This window comes from Kitasatospora sp. NPDC088861 (assembly GCF_044750105.1).
Lineage (GTDB): Bacteria > Actinomycetota > Actinomycetes > Streptomycetales > Streptomycetaceae > Kitasatospora.
The window spans coordinates 348,916-365,401 of the sequence record NZ_JBIVJF010000004.1; the positions used below are offsets into that span (position 1 = coordinate 348,916).

Genomic DNA, 16,486 nt, shown 5'->3' on the forward strand with positions numbered 1-16,486 from the left:
CATCCTCTCCGGAAGGACATCTGTCACCATGTCGACAAACCACGGAAGCAGGCGCGCCGTCGTCCTCGGCACGCTCGCCGCACTCGCCCTCGGCGCCACCGCCTGCGGCTCCTCCGGCGGCGGCGACCCGCTCGGCGGCGGCTCCGCGGCGGGCTCCCCCGCCGCCTCGGGCGCCGGCGCCGGCTCGACGGTGGTCGTCGGCTCGGCGAACTTCCCGGAGAACGTGCTGCTCGGCTCGATCTACTCGCAGGCCCTCAAGGCCAAGGGCGTCAAGGTCGAGGAGAAGTTCAACATCGGCAGCCGCGAGGTGCTCTACGGGCAGCTCCAGAGCGGCAGCCTGAGCGTCCTGCCCGAGTACAACGGCTCGCTGCTCGCCTACCTGGACGCCAAGTCCACCGCCGCCACCACCGAGGAGGTGAACGCGGCGCTGGCCAAGACGCTGCCCGCCGCGCTGGGGATCCTCGACTCCTCCCCCGCCGAGGACAAGGACTCGCTCAGCGTCGCCCAGGAGAACGCCGACAAGTACGGCCTCAAGAGCATCGCCGACCTGGCCGCCAAGGCGGGCGAGTTCACGATAGGCGGTCCGCCGGAGTTCAAGTCCCGCCGCGAGCAGCAGCTCAAGGACGTCTACGGGCTGAACTTCAAGGAGTGGAAGCCCACCGGCGACGCCACCGCGAACGCGCTCAAGGACGGCACCATCCAGGTCGGCAACGTGTTCACCACCGACCCGAAGATCGTCCAGCTGAAGCTCGTCCCGCTGACCGACCCGAAGAACCTCTTCGGCGCGCAGAACGTCACCCCGCTGGTCAACAAGGCGAGTGTGAACCCCACCGCGACGGCGGCCCTCAACGCGGTGTCGGCCAAGCTCGACACGGCGGGGCTGACGGCGCTGATGAAGCGCGTCGCGATCGACAAGGACGACCCGTCGGCGGTGGCCAAGGACTGGCTGAAGGCCAACGGCCTCGGCTGACCACGCCTCGGCCGGCCCCTTGGCCGTGCCCGGTCGCGCCCCGGCCGTTCCTTGCTGGCGCCTCGCCCGCGCCCTGGCCGTGCCTTGCTGGCGCCTCGCCCGTGCCCTGGCCGTGCCTTGCTGGCGCCTCGCCCGTGTCTTGCGAACGCGGCGAGTCGGCGGCCCGGGAGGTCCCCCTCCCGGGCCGTCCGCGCTCGCGGGAGGATCTTCCCTTCGACGCCGCGGACATGACAGTGTGACGCCATGCGCACTCGTCTCCTCGCCGCCACCCTCACGGCATTCGCCGCGGTGAGCCTCGCTGCCTGCTCCAGCTCCGGACCGGGCCCCCACCCGGCCACCGCCGCGGCCGGCTCCCCCACCACCCCGGCCGCCGCCTCGGCTCCCGCCCCCGGCACCGCCTCGACGCCGTCGGCGCCCGAGTCGCCCTCGGCCTCCGCGCCCGACCCGGCCGCCTCCCCCTCGGTGCCCGCGGCCCCCTCGGCGCCCGCGCCCGACAGCCCCTCGGCCCCCGCCCCGGACTCCGGTTCCTCCGGAGCCCCCGCCCCGGCCAAGCCCACGCCCCCCAGCGACGCCGGCCTGCCCGGAAAGCCGGGCACCGACCTGACCGGCAAGCTGGTCGCCGCGCTGGACGCGATCGACCCTGCAATCGTCGGCGGCAAGCCGGACCAGGCCGTGGACCGGGCCCGCAACCAGTGCCAGGCGCTGTTCCAGTTCCCCAAGGACAAGTCGAAGCTGGTCGAGCTGGCCAACCAGCGCTTCACCTCGCCCGACCACCCGCAGGGCTTCGGACCGGACACCGCCGCGAAGATCAACGACGCGCTGCGGACCACCCTCTGCCCGCCGCCGGCGTGACCCGGAGCGTCCACCCGAACCGCCCGGTGTCCTGAGCACCGGGCCGCCGTGGCCGCGCTCCCGCCGACGGGCGCGCGGCCACGGCACCTTCGCTCTTCGGCGCCTTCGCTCTTCGGCGGATCCATCCTTCGGTGCATCCGCCCTTCGGCAGCGCGGCCACCCCGCCCCACCGGCCACCTCCGCCGCACCGCCCACCTCCACAGCCCCGGCCGCACCGCGCACACCCGGCCGATCGGACGGCCCTTCGGCCACGAGGGCGGTGTGTCGACGAACTGTTAGGTCTCTTGACAGACCAGTGGTCTAGTCCAACCATAAGCATGTCGATCCGACCGGGATGCACTGTGGGGGTGTGACCACCGGCGGCTGAGGCACTGCCCTGCCCTGCCCTGTCCCGCACCACCCCCGCTCCGTACGGCGTGCGCACACGCGTACCCGCCACCCGCCTCCGCGCGAGTCGGTGGGCTTCCGCGCGCCCGCACATCCGGACACCCAGCAGTCCCGCACGTCAGCACACCCACACGTCCGCACGTCCGGGCCCGCGCAGCCGACCCCACACGGCCGTCGCGCCCCGATCATGCGCGCATCCCCAACGTCCTGCCCCACCACGTATGTTGGAGAATCCATGCGTCTACGCAGAACCATCCAGGCGGCCCTGACAGCCTGTGCCACGCTGGCCGCCTCGGCCGGCCTGGTCGCCGCCGGGACGGGCTCCGCCCAGGCCGCGACCCCGCTCCCCAGCCGGGTCTTCGCCCCCTACTTCGAGTCCTGGACCGGGCAGAGCCCCGCCGCCCTGGCCGCCCAGTCCGGGGCCAAGCACCTGACGATGGCGTTCCTCCAGGCCGCCACCAAGGGCTCCTGCACCCCGTACTGGAACGGCGACACCTCCAAGCCGGTCTCCTCCTCGACCTTCGGCGCCGACATCGCCACCATCCGGGCCAACGGCGGGGACGTGATCCCCTCCTTCGGCGGCTACACCGCCGACAACACCGGCACCGAACTGGCCGACAGCTGCACCGACGTCAACCAGATCGCAGCAGCCTTCGAGAACCTCGTCACCACCTACGACGTCAGCCGGATCGACCTCGACATCGAGGACAACTCGCTGACCAACACGGCCGGAATCGACCGTCGCAACAAGGCGATCAAGATCGTGCAGGACTGGGCCGCCACCAACGGGCGGAACGTCCAGTTCTCCTACACGCTGCCGACCACCACCACCGGGCTCGCCTCCAGCGGTCTCGCCGTGCTGAAGAACGCGGTCAGCAACAACGCCCGGATCGACGTCGTCAACATGATGACCTTCGACTACTACGACGGCGCCACCCACGACATGGCGGCCGACACCCAGACCTCCGCGCAGGGCCTCTACAACCAGCTCGCCAAGCTCTACCCGTCCAAGACCCCAGCCCAGCTGTGGGGTTCGATCGGGATCACCGAGATGCCCGGCATCGACGACTACGGCGCGGCCGAGACCTTCACCGTGGCCAACGCCACCACCGTCTACAACTGGGCGGTGTCGAAGGGCATCAACACACTGTCCTTCTGGGCGCTCCAGCGCGACAACGGCGGCTGCCCGGGCAAGGCGGGGGACGACTCCTGCTCCGGCATCAGCCAGAACACCTGGGACTTCACCCACATCTTCGCGCCGTTCACCAGCGGCTCGACGGTGACCAACGACTTCTCCGTGGCCGTCAACCCCAACTCCGCGACGGTCACCGCTGGTTCGTCCACGTCGGCGGCCATCGCCACGGCAGTGACGGCGGGCTCGGCGCAGAGCCTCAACCTGTCGGTCAGCGGCGCCCCGGCCGGCGTCACCGCCACCGTCACCCCCGGCAGCGTCACCGCCGGCACCGGCGCCACCCTCAACGTCACCACCACCTCGGCGGTGGCGCCCGGGAGTTACCAGCTGACGGTCACCGGCAGCGCGGCCTCCGGCAGTCACACCGGCGTCTTCACCCTGAACGTCACGGGCACCCAGCCCGGCAACGACTTCTCGGTCGCGGTGAACCCGAACTCCGGCACCCTGGCCGCTGGTTCGTCCACGTCCGCGGCCATCGCCACGGCAGTGACGGCGGGCTCGGCGCAGAGCCTCAACCTGTCGGTCAGCGGCGCCCCGGCCGGCGTCACCGCCACCGTCACCCCCGGCAGCGTCACCGCCGGCACCGGCGCCACCCTCAACATCGCCACCACCTCTGCCACCACGGCGGGCAGCTACCCGCTCACCGTGACCGCCACCGGGCCGTCCGGCACCCACACCGCCACGTACGCGCTGACCGTCACCGGGACGACCCCGCCGCCGACCGGCCTGGTCAACGGCGGTCTGGAGACCGGCAGCCTCGCCCCGTGGACCTGCCAGAGCGGCGGCGCCGTGGTCTCCACCCCGGTCCACTCCGGCTCCTACGCGCTCCAGGCGGCGGCGACCGCCGGCCAGACCGGCGAGTGCTCGCAGACCGTCACGCTGAAGCCCAACACCAGCTACACGCTGAGTGGTTGGGTGCAGGGCAACTACGCGTACCTCGGCGTCAGCGGTGACGCCACCGCCAGCTCCTGGACCAACGCCTCCGGCTGGACCAAGCTGACCGTCCCCTTCACCACCGGCGCCTCCGGCACCGTCACCGTGTACCTGCACGGCTGGTACGGCCAGGGCAACGTCTTCGGCGACGACTTCTCGATCGCCTGAGCTGCGCCCGACGGCTGACGACTGACGACTGACAGGGAACGAATGACAGATAACAGCTGACAGATTTCATCATCTGTCAGCTGTTATCTGTTTTCTGTTTGTTGTTCGTCGCCGGTCGGCGGCCGTCAGCTCCCGGCCACCACCTCGACCTCCGCCGTTCTCATCCGCCCGGGCCGACACAGCGTCACGTACGCCACCATCGCCAGCACCCCGCTCGCCAGGACGACCACCGCCAGCAGCACCGACGACGGCCGGCCGCCGAGGCTGCTCAGCGGTGCGACCACCGCCCCGCACAGGAAGTTGCCGGTGCCGAGCAGTGCCGACGCCGTCCCGGCCGCCCGCGGCTCGACCAGGCTGAGCGCCTGCGCGGCCGTGTTCGGCAGGACCACACCCATGCTGCCCATCATCACGAACAACGGCGGGCAGAACCCGACCAGCCCGAAGTCCCAGACCGCCGTCAGCAGCACCAGCGCCACCCCGGCGACCACCGCCGTCGCCAGCCCGGCCAGCATCAGCCCCCGCGGGGCGAAGCGGCGCGCGAGCACCCGTCCGTTCAACTGCGTCATGACGACGATGGCCAGCGAGTTCGCCCCGAACAGCAGGCTGTAGGTCTGCGGCGAGACCTGGTACACGTGCTGAAGCACCGTGGACGACCCGCTGATGTAGCCGAACAGCGCACCGAAGGCGAAGGCGCTGGTCAGCGCCAGCCCGAGGAACGGCAGGTTGCGCAGCAACCGCCCCATCGTGCGCAGCGCCGCGCCCACCCCGCCGGTGCCCCGGTTCTGCGTCGGCAGGGTCTCGCGCAGCGCCCCGAAGGCGGCCAGGGTCAGGAGCAGCCCGAGCGCGGTCAGCGCGCCGAAGGTGCCGCGCCACGAGGTGAACCGCATCAGTTGCGCGCCGAGGATCGGGGCGAGGATCGGCGCCAGCCCGGATATCAGCGCGATGGAGGCCAGGAACCGCAGCATCGCGACGCCCTGGAAGCGGTCCCGGGCGACGGCCCGGCCGATGACCAGCCCGGCGGATCCGGCCGCGCCCTGGATGAAGCGGGCGATGATCAGCACCGTCAGGCTCGGCGCGATCACGCACACGACGCTGGCCAGGGTGTAGAGGACGAGCCCCGCGAGCAGCGGCGGGCGGCGGCCGTAGCGGTCGCTGAGCGGTCCGAAAAGCAACTGCCCGGCCGCGACCCCGAACATGGAGAAGGTGAGGGTGAGCTGGACGGCGGCCGGTTCGGCGACCAGGTCGTCGGCGATCTCGGGCAGCCCGGGCAGGTAGAGGTCGGTGGTGAGCGGGCCGAGCGCCACGAGACCGCCCAGGACGGCGATGGTGGCCCGGCCGGGGCGGGACTGGCCGGTGGTGGGGGCGGCGGAGGGAGCGGTCGACGTGTCGCCGGCAGGGCCGACGGTCGGGCCGGGCATGGGGCTCCTCACGGAACGGGGAACGGGACGGGACGGGGGCGGGACGGGTTTGTCCACGCTCCGTCCTATCGCAGCCCCGGCCGTTTCCGACAGCGGGGGTCCTCCCGCTGGTCCACCGTCGGCCACACCGGCGGCACCCGCGCACGACGACGGCCCGCCCGCACCTGTCGGTGCCCGGCGGGCCGGTCGGAGCCTGACGGCGTTCTCGGAGCCTCACGGCTTGCTCGGTGCGGGCACCCGGCGCGGTACACGGAACCCGGCGCAGCGCTTGGTGCCCGGCTCAGTGCAGGGTGCCCGGCTCAGCGCACGGAACCCGGCTCAGTGCTTGGTGGGCCGCTCCGCGCGCAGGGCCGCCTGCACCGCCGCGCCGTCCTGCCACGCGTAGAGCTGGTTGCCGGTGAGCGTCACGTTGTAGTGCCCGCAGGTGCCACTGGCCTTGGCCGCGACGCCCTCGGGGAACCAGCCGGCCTTGAGCGACAGCGGCACCGAGTGCGCGGACTTGCCGGGCAGGCCGGTGCTGCAGCCGACGGGCAGCCGGCCTTCCGGGAGGGTGGCGCGCAGCAGGCGGTCGTCGCCGGTGGTGGACATCAGGTACTTCACCGAAGAGGCGTTGTCGGGCAGCCAGGTCGGCATCGAACGGCGCTCGGCCTTGGCCTGGCTGCCGGTGTCGTAGGTGGCCTGCTCCTGGTGGCGTCCGTCGTACCACTCGGACACCCTCGGGCCGATTGCCACGGCCGCCACGGCGACGGCCATGCCGGTGCCCGCGACTCCCAGTGCGACCTTGCTCACGATGCCCTTCATGCCCGTCTGTCCTCTCCGTCTCCGGTTCCGGTCCGGTCGGCGAGGTCTGCCGCCCGGGTGTATCCATCGTGGCCCTTGCCGTCCCTCCGGAGCGTCACCACGAGGTCGCGATCTTGTCTCCATCCCACGGGGTACCGTCTCCACCTTCAGAGGTATGTCCAGCGGCCCGGTCTCGGGGTTACGCGGTGGGGCGCCCAGGCTGGCACACCGTCTTCAAGTGCCGCCCGGGCCTCGATCGAGCGTCACTCAAGCCGGCCTCCGGCGCAGCCCGGCCTGCTGCACCCGGATGCATCAGCGCGCCCCTGAGGCGTCGTCGGGCCCGGGGCCGGCGACGGTGCCGGCCCCGGGTCGGATCGCTGGTCGGATCGTTGGTCAGAGCACAGGCCGGACCGCCGATCAGAGCACCGGTCAGAGCACCGGTCAGATCGGCGCCGACACCGTCTCCGGCACCGGCCGGGCGACCGGGAAGGGTCGGCCGTCGAGGGTCCAGTGCGGGTCGATGGGGCGCAGCAGCGAGGCGTACACCTGGGCGGCGACGTCCGGGTGGCGGATCTCCCCGGTAGGCGGGCCGGCCGGGATGCCGTGCCCGGCGCAGGCGACCCAGGCCGTGCGCTCCTCGACGGTGCGGCCGCCGTGGCCGCCGGCGTCGACGTGGCCGTGGTCGGTGACGACGATGACGGTCCACTGCTCGTCGGCGTGGTCGGCGCGGCCTCGGACGGCGTCGAGCAGTCGGCCGAGGCGTTCGTCGGCGGTGCGCATGGCCGCCCGGTACTCGTCGCCGCAGCCGAGGAAGTGGGCGGTCTCGTCGACGGCGCCGAGGTAGACGAAGGAGGCCTCCGGGTCGGCGGTGCCCAGGACGTGGACGGCCTCGCGGGTGACCTCCTCGTCGACGGCCTCCCAGGCTTCGGGGGTGTCCTCGGCCGGGGCGATGTACGAGAGCCGGCCGGGGGCGCGGAACAGCGGGCCGCCGGACTCGTTGATCATCAGCGGGTCCCAGCCGGCCGCGACGAAGGTGCGGCGGCGGTCGCCGCGGGCGAGCCGGGTGGCGAAGTCGGGGAACACGTCGAGCCGGTTGCCGCCGAGGTGGTTGCCCCAGACACCGTGCTTGGCGGGCTCGACGCCGGTGACGATGGTGGCCCAGCACGGCCCGGACATGGTGGGCGTGGTGTCCGCCACGGTCACCGGCACCAGGAACCCGGCCTCGGCGAGCTCCTGGAGGCGCGGCATCGGCACGTGCTCCAGGTAGTCGTGGCGGACGCCGTCGATCCCGACGACGAGCACCCGGGGGCGGGGCCACTGGGCAGCGGACATGGCGGGGGGTTCCTTTCGGTCGTGCACACCCGGCCGCGCCCGCCGAGGGCGCCGCCGACCGCGCCATGCTCCACCGCGCGCCGTACCGTCCGGCATCCACCCGCCGAACGCGGGGTGTCCGCCGGGTGTCAGGCGGCCGTACGGACGAACCGGCGGTCGGCCCGGCCGAGTTGGGAGACCGGTCCGGCGGCGCGCAGCACGACGTCCAGGACGCGGTCCGGGTCGGCGGCGTAGCAGTGCGCGAACCACGGCAGGTTCGCCTCGACGACGGCCCAGTGCTCGACCGGGTCGTAGGGGTCCGCGATCGGGCCGACGTCCAGGGCGACGGCGCTGGGCAGGGTGTCGCCGACTGCCGCGAGCAGGAGCCGGGCGAAGGCGCCGGCCTCGGCGGTCAGCGGCGCCGGGTCGAGCCGGCCGAAGCGGGCGTAGCGGCTACCGGTGAGCACCTCGCCGTCGCGGACGAACAGCCGGTACTCGGCGGCGAAGGTCACCGGCTCGCTGACCAGGACGGGCGTGTCGGGGCCGATCCGGTCGCCGGCGCGCGGCAGGCGGGTGCCGTCCGGGTAGACCGCGGGCGGGAGCGACTTGTCGGCGGGTGGCTTGACGAACGCCGGGCGGCGCAGCGTCCACGCCTCGGCGAGGGTGGTGAGCTCGATCCGGCGCCGGGTGAACTCCTCGGGCAGGCGGGTGAGCCAGTCGTCGTCGGGTTCGAGCAGGGCGAGGCCGAGCGGTCCGGCGATCCGGGCCGCGGAGAGCGGGCCGCCGTACCAGTGGACGGGCCGCCCCGCGAGTCGCTCGACCGTGGCCGGGCCGTCCAGGACGGCGGTGTCGAGGCCGCGCCGGGCGGCGGCCTGGGTGAGCAGCGCGGTGGTGCTGGTCCGCTGGGCGGAGCTGAGCAGCACGTGGTCCGAGCGCACCTCGCGCGCCGTCGCTGCCGAGTGGGGCACGGTTGCGGGCGCCCCGCCCGGGCGCACCTCACCCGGGCCCGGCGCGGCGGGGCGCGTCACGGCTGGGGGCGGAACTCGTGGACGACCTCGATGCGGCCGACGATGTTCCGGTTGAACTCCGGCAACTCCTCGGCCGGGACCCAGAGTTCGAGGATCGTACGGCCGCTCGCCCGCTGCACCGGATAGCGGGCGAGGAAGGCGGTGTCGACCTCGAAGCGGGTGACGTAGCCGACGCCGGAGGCGGGGACGTTCCAGTCGCGGGCGATGCGGATCGCGTAGTCCTCGTTGAGGACGGGGTAGAAGATCGGCTGCTCGGGCAGCCGGGGCGGCCAGGCGCGCCGGCCGGACGCCTCGACCAGGGCCAGTTCCTCGGGGCCGGTGGGGCGCCAGAGGGTGGTGGTCGGGGCGGTGCCGGGCGTGGTGGGCTTGCTGTTCACGGTGGGCACGGTAGCCGGGCCGCGACGGCCCCGGCCACCGGAATTCCCGAGGTGGACGGCCCGTCAGTGGTAGGCGGACTCGCCGGTGATGGCCTCGCCCAGGATCAGGGTGTGGATCTCGCTGGTGCCCTCGTAGGTGAGCACCGACTCCAGGTTGTTGGCGTGCCGCAGCACCGGGTACTCGGTGGTGATGCCGTTGGCCCCGAGGACGGTCCGGGCGCTGCGGGCGATCTCCAGCGCCGTGCGGACGTTGTTGAGCTTGCCGAAGCTGACGTGCGGCGGGCGGGCCGCGCCCTCCTCCTTGAGCCGGCCGATCCGCAGGGCGACCAGGTAGGCCTTCTCCACCTCCAGCATCATCTCGACGAGCTTGTGCTGGGTGAGCTGGAATCCGGCGATCGGGCGGCCGAACTGGATCCGGCTCTTCGCGTAGTCGAGGGCGGCGGTGTAACAGTCGCGGGCGGCGCCGACGGTGCCCCAGAGGATGCCGTAGCGGGCCTCGTTGAGGGAGGAGAGCGGTCCGCGCAGGCCTGTGACGCCCGGCAGGACGGCGTCGGCGGGCAGGACCACCTCGTCGAAGGCGAGTTCGCTCGTGACGGAGGCGCGCAGGGAGAGCTTGCCGTGCACGTCGGTGGCGGTCAGGCCGCGCGCTCCGCGCTCGACCAGGAAGCCACGCACGCCCTCCTCGGTCTGCGCCCAGACGACGGCGACGTCGGCGATGCTGCCGTTGGTGATCCACATCTTGCTGCCGGAGAGCACCCAGTCGCCGCCCTTGCGCACCGCGCGGGTCCGCATGTTCGCCGGGTCGGAGCCGAAGTCCGGCTCGGTGAGGGCGAAGCAGCCGATCAGCTCACCCGCGGCCATGCCGGGCAGCCAACGCTGCTTCTGCTCCTCGGAACCGAAGGCGTGGATCGAGCGCATCGCGAGCGAGCCCTGCACCGAGACGAAGCTGCGCAACCCGGAGTCGGCCGCCTCCAGCTCCATGCAGGCGACCCCGTACGCCACCGCGCCGGCGCCCGCGCAGCCGTAGCCGTCGAGGTGCATGCCGAGCACGCCGAGGGCGCCGAGTTCGGGGGCGAGTTCGCGGGCCGGGAAGACGCCGCGCTCGAACCAGTCGCCGATGTGCGGGCGGATCCGCTCCTCGGTGAACCTCCGGACGGTGTCACGGATCAGCCGCTCCTCGTCGGAGAGCAGGTCGCCGACGGCGAGCAGGTCGGACGGGTCGATCCGGGTCGGCTTCGTCATCGAAGCTCCTTGTAGTGTCGGCGGGATATCGACGGGATCCCGGTCTCGGCGCGGTACCGGCGAGTATGGCGCAACCGCCCGGACGGTGGGCGGGCGCGAGCGAGTGAGGAAGACGACATGGCGGGCGAGGCGTACGCGGTCGGTCAGGTGACGGCGGAGGAGTTGGACGGCGCGGCGGAGGAACTGGCCGGGCTGCTGGTCGACACCGTCCACGGTGGCGGGTCGCTCGGCTTCCTCGCACCGCTGGGGCGGGCCGAGGCCGTCGCGTGGTGGCGGGCGCTCGCCCCGGAGGTCGCGGCGGAGCGGCTGCTGCTGTGGACGGTCCGGGCGGAGGCCGACGGGCGGCTCGCCGGGACGATCCAGCTGCGCCCGGCGGTGCCCGCGAACGGGCGGCACCGGGGCGAGGTCGCCAAGCTGATGGTGCACCCGGCGGACCGGGGGCAGCGGCTGGCCGGGCGGCTGCTGGCGGTGCTGGAGGAGCGGGCGGCCGAGCTGGGGCTTCGGCTGCTGGTGCTGGACACCGAGACGGACAGCCCGGCCGAGCGGCTGTACGAGGCGGCCGGGTGGACGCGGGTCGGTTCGGTGCCGGACTACGCGACCGACCCCTCGGGGCGCGCGCACCCGACGACGATCTTCTTCAAGGCGCTGGGCGGCTGACGGACCGCCCTTCACCCCACCCCGCACAGCCGCAGCAGCGCCGTCGCCGCCGCGCCCGCGACCACCACCGCCGGAAACGGCGCCCGCCGCAGCGCGAGCACACCGGCGACCAGGACGCCCGCCGGGCGGGCCCAACCGGCGAAGCCCTGGCCCTGAGTGAGGGCGCCGGTGGCGACCAGGGCGACCAGCAGTACGGCCGCGGCGACGGCGAGCAGGTGCCGCACGCGCTCCGAGAGGGCGAGCCGGTGGCCGAGGAGCGGCCCGGCGAGGCGGAAGGCGTACGTCCCGACGGCCAGCAGCAGCACGGCGTACAACGGCATCATCGGGCTTCCTCCCGCTCGATCACCGGGACGCCCGGCTCCTCGACCGACGCCCCCTTCCGCGACTCCCGCGACTCCCGCGAGTTCCGCGAGTTCTGCGAGTTCTGCGGCTCCCGCACCTCACGACCCTCCCGCACCTCACGACCGTCACGGCCCTCGCGACCGTCACGGCCCTCGCGACCCTCGCGCGTTCCGGGCCGCCCGGCGAACAACAGCCCGACGAGGGCGAGCAGGACGGGCAGCCCCGCCGGGACGAACGGCGTGGCCGCGACCGCGACGACGGCGCCTGCCACGGCGGCGGTACGGACGCGGCGGTCCGCGAGCGAGGGCAGCACGAGCGCGAGCAGCACGGCGGGGAAGGCCGCGTCGAGGCCCAGCGCGTCCGTGTCCCCGATCAGCCCGCCGGCCAGGGCCCCGAGGACCACCGAGACGTTCCACACCACGAACAACGCCAGTCCGCAGAGCCAGAAAGCGGCCCGTCGCCGTCGCCCGTCGTCCTGCCGCAGGACGAACGCGGCGGTCTCGTCGGTGATCAGCTGCGCGCCGAACACCCGCCGCCACCACGGGCCGTCGAGCACGTCGGCCACGGCGAAGCCGAAGGGCAGCAGCCGGGCGTTGAGCACCAGTCCGGTGGCGACGGCGGCGAGCGCACCGCCGCCGGACAGCACCACGCCGACCGCCGCGAACTGGGAGCCGCCCGCGAAGACGAGGACGGAGAGCGCGACCGGCACCCACAGGGGCAGGCCGCCGGAGGCGCTGATCGCACCGAAGGAGGCGCCGACGAGCGCGTCGGCGAGGCAGACGAGAGCGATGTCCCGAAGGGTGGCACGCTCCAGTGTTCGGAGTGGCGAACGCATGTCCAACAGCCTGAACCCAACGCCCGCCGTTCGTCAAGGCGAACGATTGGACCGACAGGGCGAACGGCGGGCGGATGCGGACAGCCGCCCTCACGAGTGGCAGCATGAACGGCACCAGCCGCACGGGAGCCGGAGAAGGAGCCAGGAGAGCGTGAGTGGCAAGCATGAGTGACCGGACCACCCCGAGCGCGGGTTCCGGCGCGGACCTGATCGGCCTGATCTCCGTCTCCATCCGGCGCGAGCGCGAACGCGGCGGGCTGTCGATGGCGGAGCTGGCCCGGCGCGCGGGCATCGCCAAGTCGACGCTCTCCCAGCTGGAGTCGGGCGCGGGCAACCCGAGCGTGGAGACGCTCTGGGCCCTCGCCGTCGCACTGAACGTGCCGTTCAGCCGCCTGGTCGACCCCCCGCGCCCGGCGGTCAAGGTGATCCGGGCCGGCGAGGGCCCGGTGACCCACTCCGAGCGCGCCGACTACGCGGCGACCGTGTTGTCCTCCTGCCCGCCGAACGCCCGGCGCGACATCTACCGGATCGAGGCGCAGCCGGGCGAGACCCGGGCCTCCGACCCGCACATGCCCGGCACCGTCGAGCACGTGCTGGTCGGCTCGGGCCGGGCGCTGGCCGGGCCGACGGAGGCCCCGGTCGAGCTGGGCCCGGGCGACTACGTGAGCTACCCGGGCGACGCCCCGCACGTCTTCCGCGCGCTGGCGCCGGACACCCTCGCGGTGATCGTCATGGAACACATCTGACGGCTCGCCAGATATGCTCCACTACTTCAACAGCCCGTCCAGGAAGGGGTTTCCGAACACCCGGTGCGGGTCGTGCCGGTCCAGGACGGCGACCGCCTCATCCCAGCCCGGCCCGCCGCCGTCGCGCAGGCTCGCGGGGATGACCCGACCGATCAGGTCCGGGTCGGACCAGGCCGCGTCGGCGGTGTACGCCCAACCCTTGGACCACTCGACCCGCAGGCCCGCCCGGGTGCCGTCGAAGGTGTGCAGCAGCCACTGCTCCAGGTCGCGGGCGAAGCGTTCCAGCCCCGGGGTACCGGGGAAGGCCAGGACGTCGAGCCAGACCGCGGTGTCCCACTCCGGACGGTCCGCCCGAGGACGCAGCGCGGACAGCAGCGGCGGCCGCGCGCCGGGGACGCCGGAGGAGGTCGGGTCGTCCACGCCGGTGACCCGGATCTCCACCGCGCCGTTCACCGGGAACTCCCCTCGGGCCTGGTAGTCGGCGAGCAACTTCCGGTAGTAGGCGGCGAATTCGCTGACCACCCACTGGATGTCGGCACGCTTGGCGAGGACCGCGTAGCCGTTGGCGGTGACCCGCAGGGTGGTGGGCCGGACGTACTGCAGCAGGCTGCGCGACGGGCCCCAGAGGTCGGAGCGCAGGCCGCCGGCGAGCAGGTGGGTGATCAGGTCGCCGCTGAGCAGGTCGCGGAGCAGCCCGCCGGAGAGGAGGACGTCCGTGAGGTCGCCGGTGAGCGCCACCTTGGCGATCAGGTACTGGAGTTGGCCGAACAGCGGGGCCGATCCCCAGGCGCCGGCGACGATCTGGCCGGCGAGCCGGGCGACCGGTTCCGGAATGCTGTCCGAGAAGGGGTAGTTGTAGGGCTGGTCGACGGGCAGGGAGCCCAGCGGTTTGGCCGGGGCGACGCTCCAGGTCTTCAGCCAGGGGTACTCGGTGTAGGCGAACCAGATCGCCTCGACCCGACCGTCGCGCTCGACGAAGTCGGCGAGGGTGCGCGGGCCGCCACCGCCGAGCAGGCCACCCAGGAGCCCACCGCCGCCGCCTCCGGTGCCGGGGCGGGCGAACAGTTCGGCGGCCGGGATGTCGAGACGGCTGACGCAGCGCAGCGGCCGGTCCGCGCCGGCCCGCAGCACGACTTCGGTGAGGAAGGCGCGGCCCAGGTGCACGAGGAAGGCGGCGCTGTCGGCCTCGGCGCGCTCGAAGGTGCGCAGCGCGTAGCGGCCGGTGGCCGGGTCGAGGACGACGGCGGTGAGCCGGACGACCTGGTTGCTGACCGAGCCGTAGCCGTGCCCCTCCGGCCGGAGTTCGTGGGCGGCGGGTACGGCGGTGCCGTGGCCACCGATGGCGAGCACCCCGCCGACGGTCAGTTCGCCGGGTGCCGGGCACGCGGTCAGGCCGAGGCCCCGGTCGGCCAGGTGGGCGAGCAGGTCCTCCATGGTGGCGCCGGTCTGGACCCGGACGGTGGTCGGCGAGTCGGCGGTCATCGCGGTGAGGTGGCGGCTGGTGTCCACGAGCAGGACGCGGGCGCTGTCCGGGGTCCCGTTGGCGACGGTGAGCGGCGCCCAGGTGTGCCGGTAGCCGGTGGCACGCAGGCGCCAGCCGTTGGCGTGCGCCCAGTCGGCGAGCGCCGGTACCTCCTCCGGTGTGCGGGGCGCGCAGGTCCACAGCTGGTCGGTGCGGATCTCGCCGGACCAGTTCTGGAAGACCCGCTGGTACAGCTCGGTGCCGGCGGGCAGGCCGGGCGGCACCGGGGTGGCCGCCTCGGCGCTGTCCGGGCCGATGGTGCCGCGCAGCAGCCAGGCCGCGCCGCCCAGGGCGGCCGAGGCGCCGAGCATCTGCCGCCTGGTGAGCCCGCCGCCCCTGGCGTTTCCACGGCGCTTCCCGTGGCCCGTCTGCGGAGCCGCGCCCGGGGCCGTCCTCGACTCCACCCCCGGGTCGGTCCCCCTGCGGTCTTCCGTGCCCCCGGCCATGCCCCGCCCTGTCGTCGTCATGAGTCCGCCCCCACTAGCCGGTCACCCGCGCCGAGCGGCGGTGATGCCGCACGGCGATGATGCCAAGCAGCGGCGATCAGGGTGGGGCCGGTGTGAATCCGGCCCAGGCAGGAGCGTACGAAGTGGCGTACGGCAGTTTGAAGCACTCCACGCAGCTATTCATCCATTCGGGTGATCATGCCCCGGGCCGGCGCCCGCTCCCGGCACAACGCGGAGCGGTACGTGCGTCCGCCCCGGCCGCCTCCCTCCCGGCTGCCACGCGAAACCCTTGTCCACCGCCCGGACCTGCGCATACGTTGATCTTTTCCACCTCGCGCCCGGAGGCACCGCCATGCCCGCACCCCTGATCGCCGCCGCCACCGTCACCGTGGCCGTCGCCCAGCCCGCCTGCGCCGACGCCGGCCGCCCGGACACCGTGGCCGTGAACGTCGAACGGCACGCGCAGGCGGTACGGGAGGCCGCCGCGCGCCTGGTGGTGTTCCCCGAGCTGTCCCTGACCGGGTACGACCTGGCCGCGCCCGCGCTCGGCCCGGCCGATCCGCGCCTCGCCCCGCTGGTCGCCGCCTGCGCCGCGACCGGCACGACCGCCCTGGTCGGCGCGCCGGTCACCGAGCCCGGCGGGGGCGAGTCCATCGCCACCCTGGCCGTCACCGGCGAAGGCGCCGTCGTCGTGTGCCGGAAGACGCGGCTGCACGGCGCCGAGAACGACCGGTTCACCCCCGGCGACGGGCCCGCCGCCCTGGAGCTGGACGGCCTGCGGTTCGGCCTCGCGATCTGCGCCGACGCCGCCGATCCCACGCACGCCGAGGAGACCGCCGCGCTCGGCATCGACGCCTATGTCGCCTCCACCCTGTACGGCGCGGGGCCCGCGCAGGCCGCCCGCCGCGACGGGCACCTCCGCGACCGCGCCGCCGCCCACGGGGTGTGGGCCGTGCTGGCCACTTCCGCCGGGGCGAGCGGCGAGCAGCCGCAGACCTCGGGCGGCTCCGGCTTCTGGGCGCCGGGCGGCGCCCTGATCGCCCAGGCCGGCACCGCGCCGGGCGAACTCGTCCGCGCCGAGCTGCCCCGGCGGTAACGACGGAGGCGGCCCGGCGGACGCGGCCCGACCGTCACCGTGGACGCGACCGGGCCGGAACGGCGAGCGTGGCCGGGCTGCGACAACCGGATGCGGCCGGGCGGAAATACCCGGGGCCCACGCGCGGCTGTGGTGATCGGAGACCGCTCGGGGCCGGACCACCGGCCCGTTCAGGAGGTGCAGC

Annotated in this window: 15 protein-coding genes; 6 read left to right on the plus strand and 9 right to left on the minus strand. The window is 73.7% G+C overall.

What is annotated here, in order from left to right; genetic code table 11:
- Positions 1-28 precede the first annotated feature (28 nt).
- The 3 genes from ACIP37_RS10775 (at position 29) to ACIP37_RS10785 (ending at position 4,502) form a co-directional block, all read left to right on the plus strand.
- Positions 29-970, plus strand: coding sequence for an ABC transporter substrate-binding protein (locus tag ACIP37_RS10775; protein ID WP_400804801.1), 942 nt, complete (start codon positions 29-31; stop codon positions 968-970).
- 243 nt (positions 971-1,213) lie between these two features.
- Complete coding sequence (locus ACIP37_RS10780; RefSeq protein WP_400804799.1) at positions 1,214-1,822, plus strand: hypothetical protein; 609 nt, start codon at positions 1,214-1,216, stop codon at positions 1,820-1,822.
- A gap of 622 nt (positions 1,823-2,444) precedes the next feature.
- The gene (locus ACIP37_RS10785) at positions 2,445-4,502 is read left to right on the plus strand and encodes a glycosyl hydrolase family 18 protein (RefSeq protein WP_400804796.1); all 2,058 of its coding nucleotides are present in this window, start codon (positions 2,445-2,447) and stop codon (positions 4,500-4,502) included.
- 125 nt (positions 4,503-4,627) lie between these two features.
- On the opposite strand, the gene ACIP37_RS10790 is transcribed toward ACIP37_RS10785, so the two are convergent.
- The 6 genes from ACIP37_RS10790 to ACIP37_RS10815 all read right to left on the minus strand — a co-directional run bounded on the left by ACIP37_RS10790 (position 4,628) and on the right by ACIP37_RS10815 (position 10,658).
- Positions 4,628-5,920, minus strand: coding sequence for a multidrug effflux MFS transporter (locus tag ACIP37_RS10790; RefSeq protein WP_363579473.1), 1,293 nt, complete (start codon positions 5,918-5,920; stop codon positions 4,628-4,630).
- A gap of 318 nt (positions 5,921-6,238) precedes the next feature.
- Positions 6,239-6,721: a hypothetical protein gene (locus ACIP37_RS10795; protein ID WP_363579474.1), complete on the minus strand. Its 483-nt coding sequence runs from the start codon at positions 6,719-6,721 to the stop codon at positions 6,239-6,241.
- A gap of 420 nt (positions 6,722-7,141) precedes the next feature.
- Positions 7,142-8,032 (minus strand): alkaline phosphatase family protein, encoded by an 891-nt coding sequence (locus ACIP37_RS10800; protein ID WP_363616554.1) that lies wholly within the window; start codon positions 8,030-8,032, stop codon positions 7,142-7,144.
- A gap of 128 nt (positions 8,033-8,160) precedes the next feature.
- Positions 8,161-8,934 (minus strand): ATP-grasp domain-containing protein, encoded by a 774-nt coding sequence (locus tag ACIP37_RS10805; RefSeq protein WP_400805275.1) that lies wholly within the window; start codon positions 8,932-8,934, stop codon positions 8,161-8,163.
- A gap of 101 nt (positions 8,935-9,035) precedes the next feature.
- Positions 9,036-9,416 (minus strand): ADP-ribosylation/crystallin J1, encoded by a 381-nt coding sequence (locus ACIP37_RS10810; protein ID WP_400804791.1) that lies wholly within the window; start codon positions 9,414-9,416, stop codon positions 9,036-9,038.
- Positions 9,417-9,479: 63 nt separating this feature from the next.
- Positions 9,480-10,658, minus strand: coding sequence for an acyl-CoA dehydrogenase family protein (locus ACIP37_RS10815; RefSeq protein ID WP_363579482.1), 1,179 nt, complete (start codon positions 10,656-10,658; stop codon positions 9,480-9,482).
- Between the two features lie 117 nt (positions 10,659-10,775).
- On the opposite strand from ACIP37_RS10815, the gene ACIP37_RS10820 reads away from it, so the two are divergent.
- Positions 10,776-11,315: a GNAT family N-acetyltransferase gene (locus tag ACIP37_RS10820; RefSeq protein WP_363579484.1), complete on the plus strand. Its 540-nt coding sequence runs from the start codon at positions 10,776-10,778 to the stop codon at positions 11,313-11,315.
- 11 nt (positions 11,316-11,326) lie between these two features.
- On the opposite strand, the gene ACIP37_RS10825 is transcribed toward ACIP37_RS10820, so the two are convergent.
- Positions 11,327-11,635: an AzlD domain-containing protein gene (locus ACIP37_RS10825; protein ID WP_400805274.1), complete on the minus strand. Its 309-nt coding sequence runs from the start codon at positions 11,633-11,635 to the stop codon at positions 11,327-11,329.
- On the minus strand, positions 11,635-12,492 hold the full coding sequence (locus ACIP37_RS10830) for an AzlC family ABC transporter permease (protein ID WP_400804786.1): 858 nt from the start codon (positions 12,490-12,492) through the stop codon (positions 11,635-11,637). The genes ACIP37_RS10825 and ACIP37_RS10830 overlap by 1 nt, the downstream gene beginning before the upstream one ends.
- Positions 12,493-12,656: 164 nt before the next feature.
- Between ACIP37_RS10830 and ACIP37_RS10835 the strand changes: the two genes are divergently transcribed.
- Positions 12,657-13,238: a helix-turn-helix domain-containing protein gene (locus ACIP37_RS10835; protein WP_363367331.1), complete on the plus strand. Its 582-nt coding sequence runs from the start codon at positions 12,657-12,659 to the stop codon at positions 13,236-13,238.
- Between the two features lie 21 nt (positions 13,239-13,259).
- Here the strand turns inward: ACIP37_RS10835 and ACIP37_RS10840 are convergent, their stop codons facing one another.
- Positions 13,260-15,071 (minus strand): cholesterol oxidase substrate-binding domain-containing protein, encoded by a 1,812-nt coding sequence (locus tag ACIP37_RS10840; protein ID WP_400804783.1) that lies wholly within the window; start codon positions 15,069-15,071, stop codon positions 13,260-13,262.
- Positions 15,072-15,558: 487 nt separating this feature from the next.
- Here ACIP37_RS10840 and ACIP37_RS10845 point away from each other — a divergent pair, with 487 nt between their 5' ends.
- The gene (locus ACIP37_RS10845) at positions 15,559-16,302 is read left to right on the plus strand and encodes a carbon-nitrogen hydrolase family protein (protein ID WP_400804780.1); all 744 of its coding nucleotides are present in this window, start codon (positions 15,559-15,561) and stop codon (positions 16,300-16,302) included.
- The last annotated feature ends 184 nt before the right edge of the window (positions 16,303-16,486 follow it).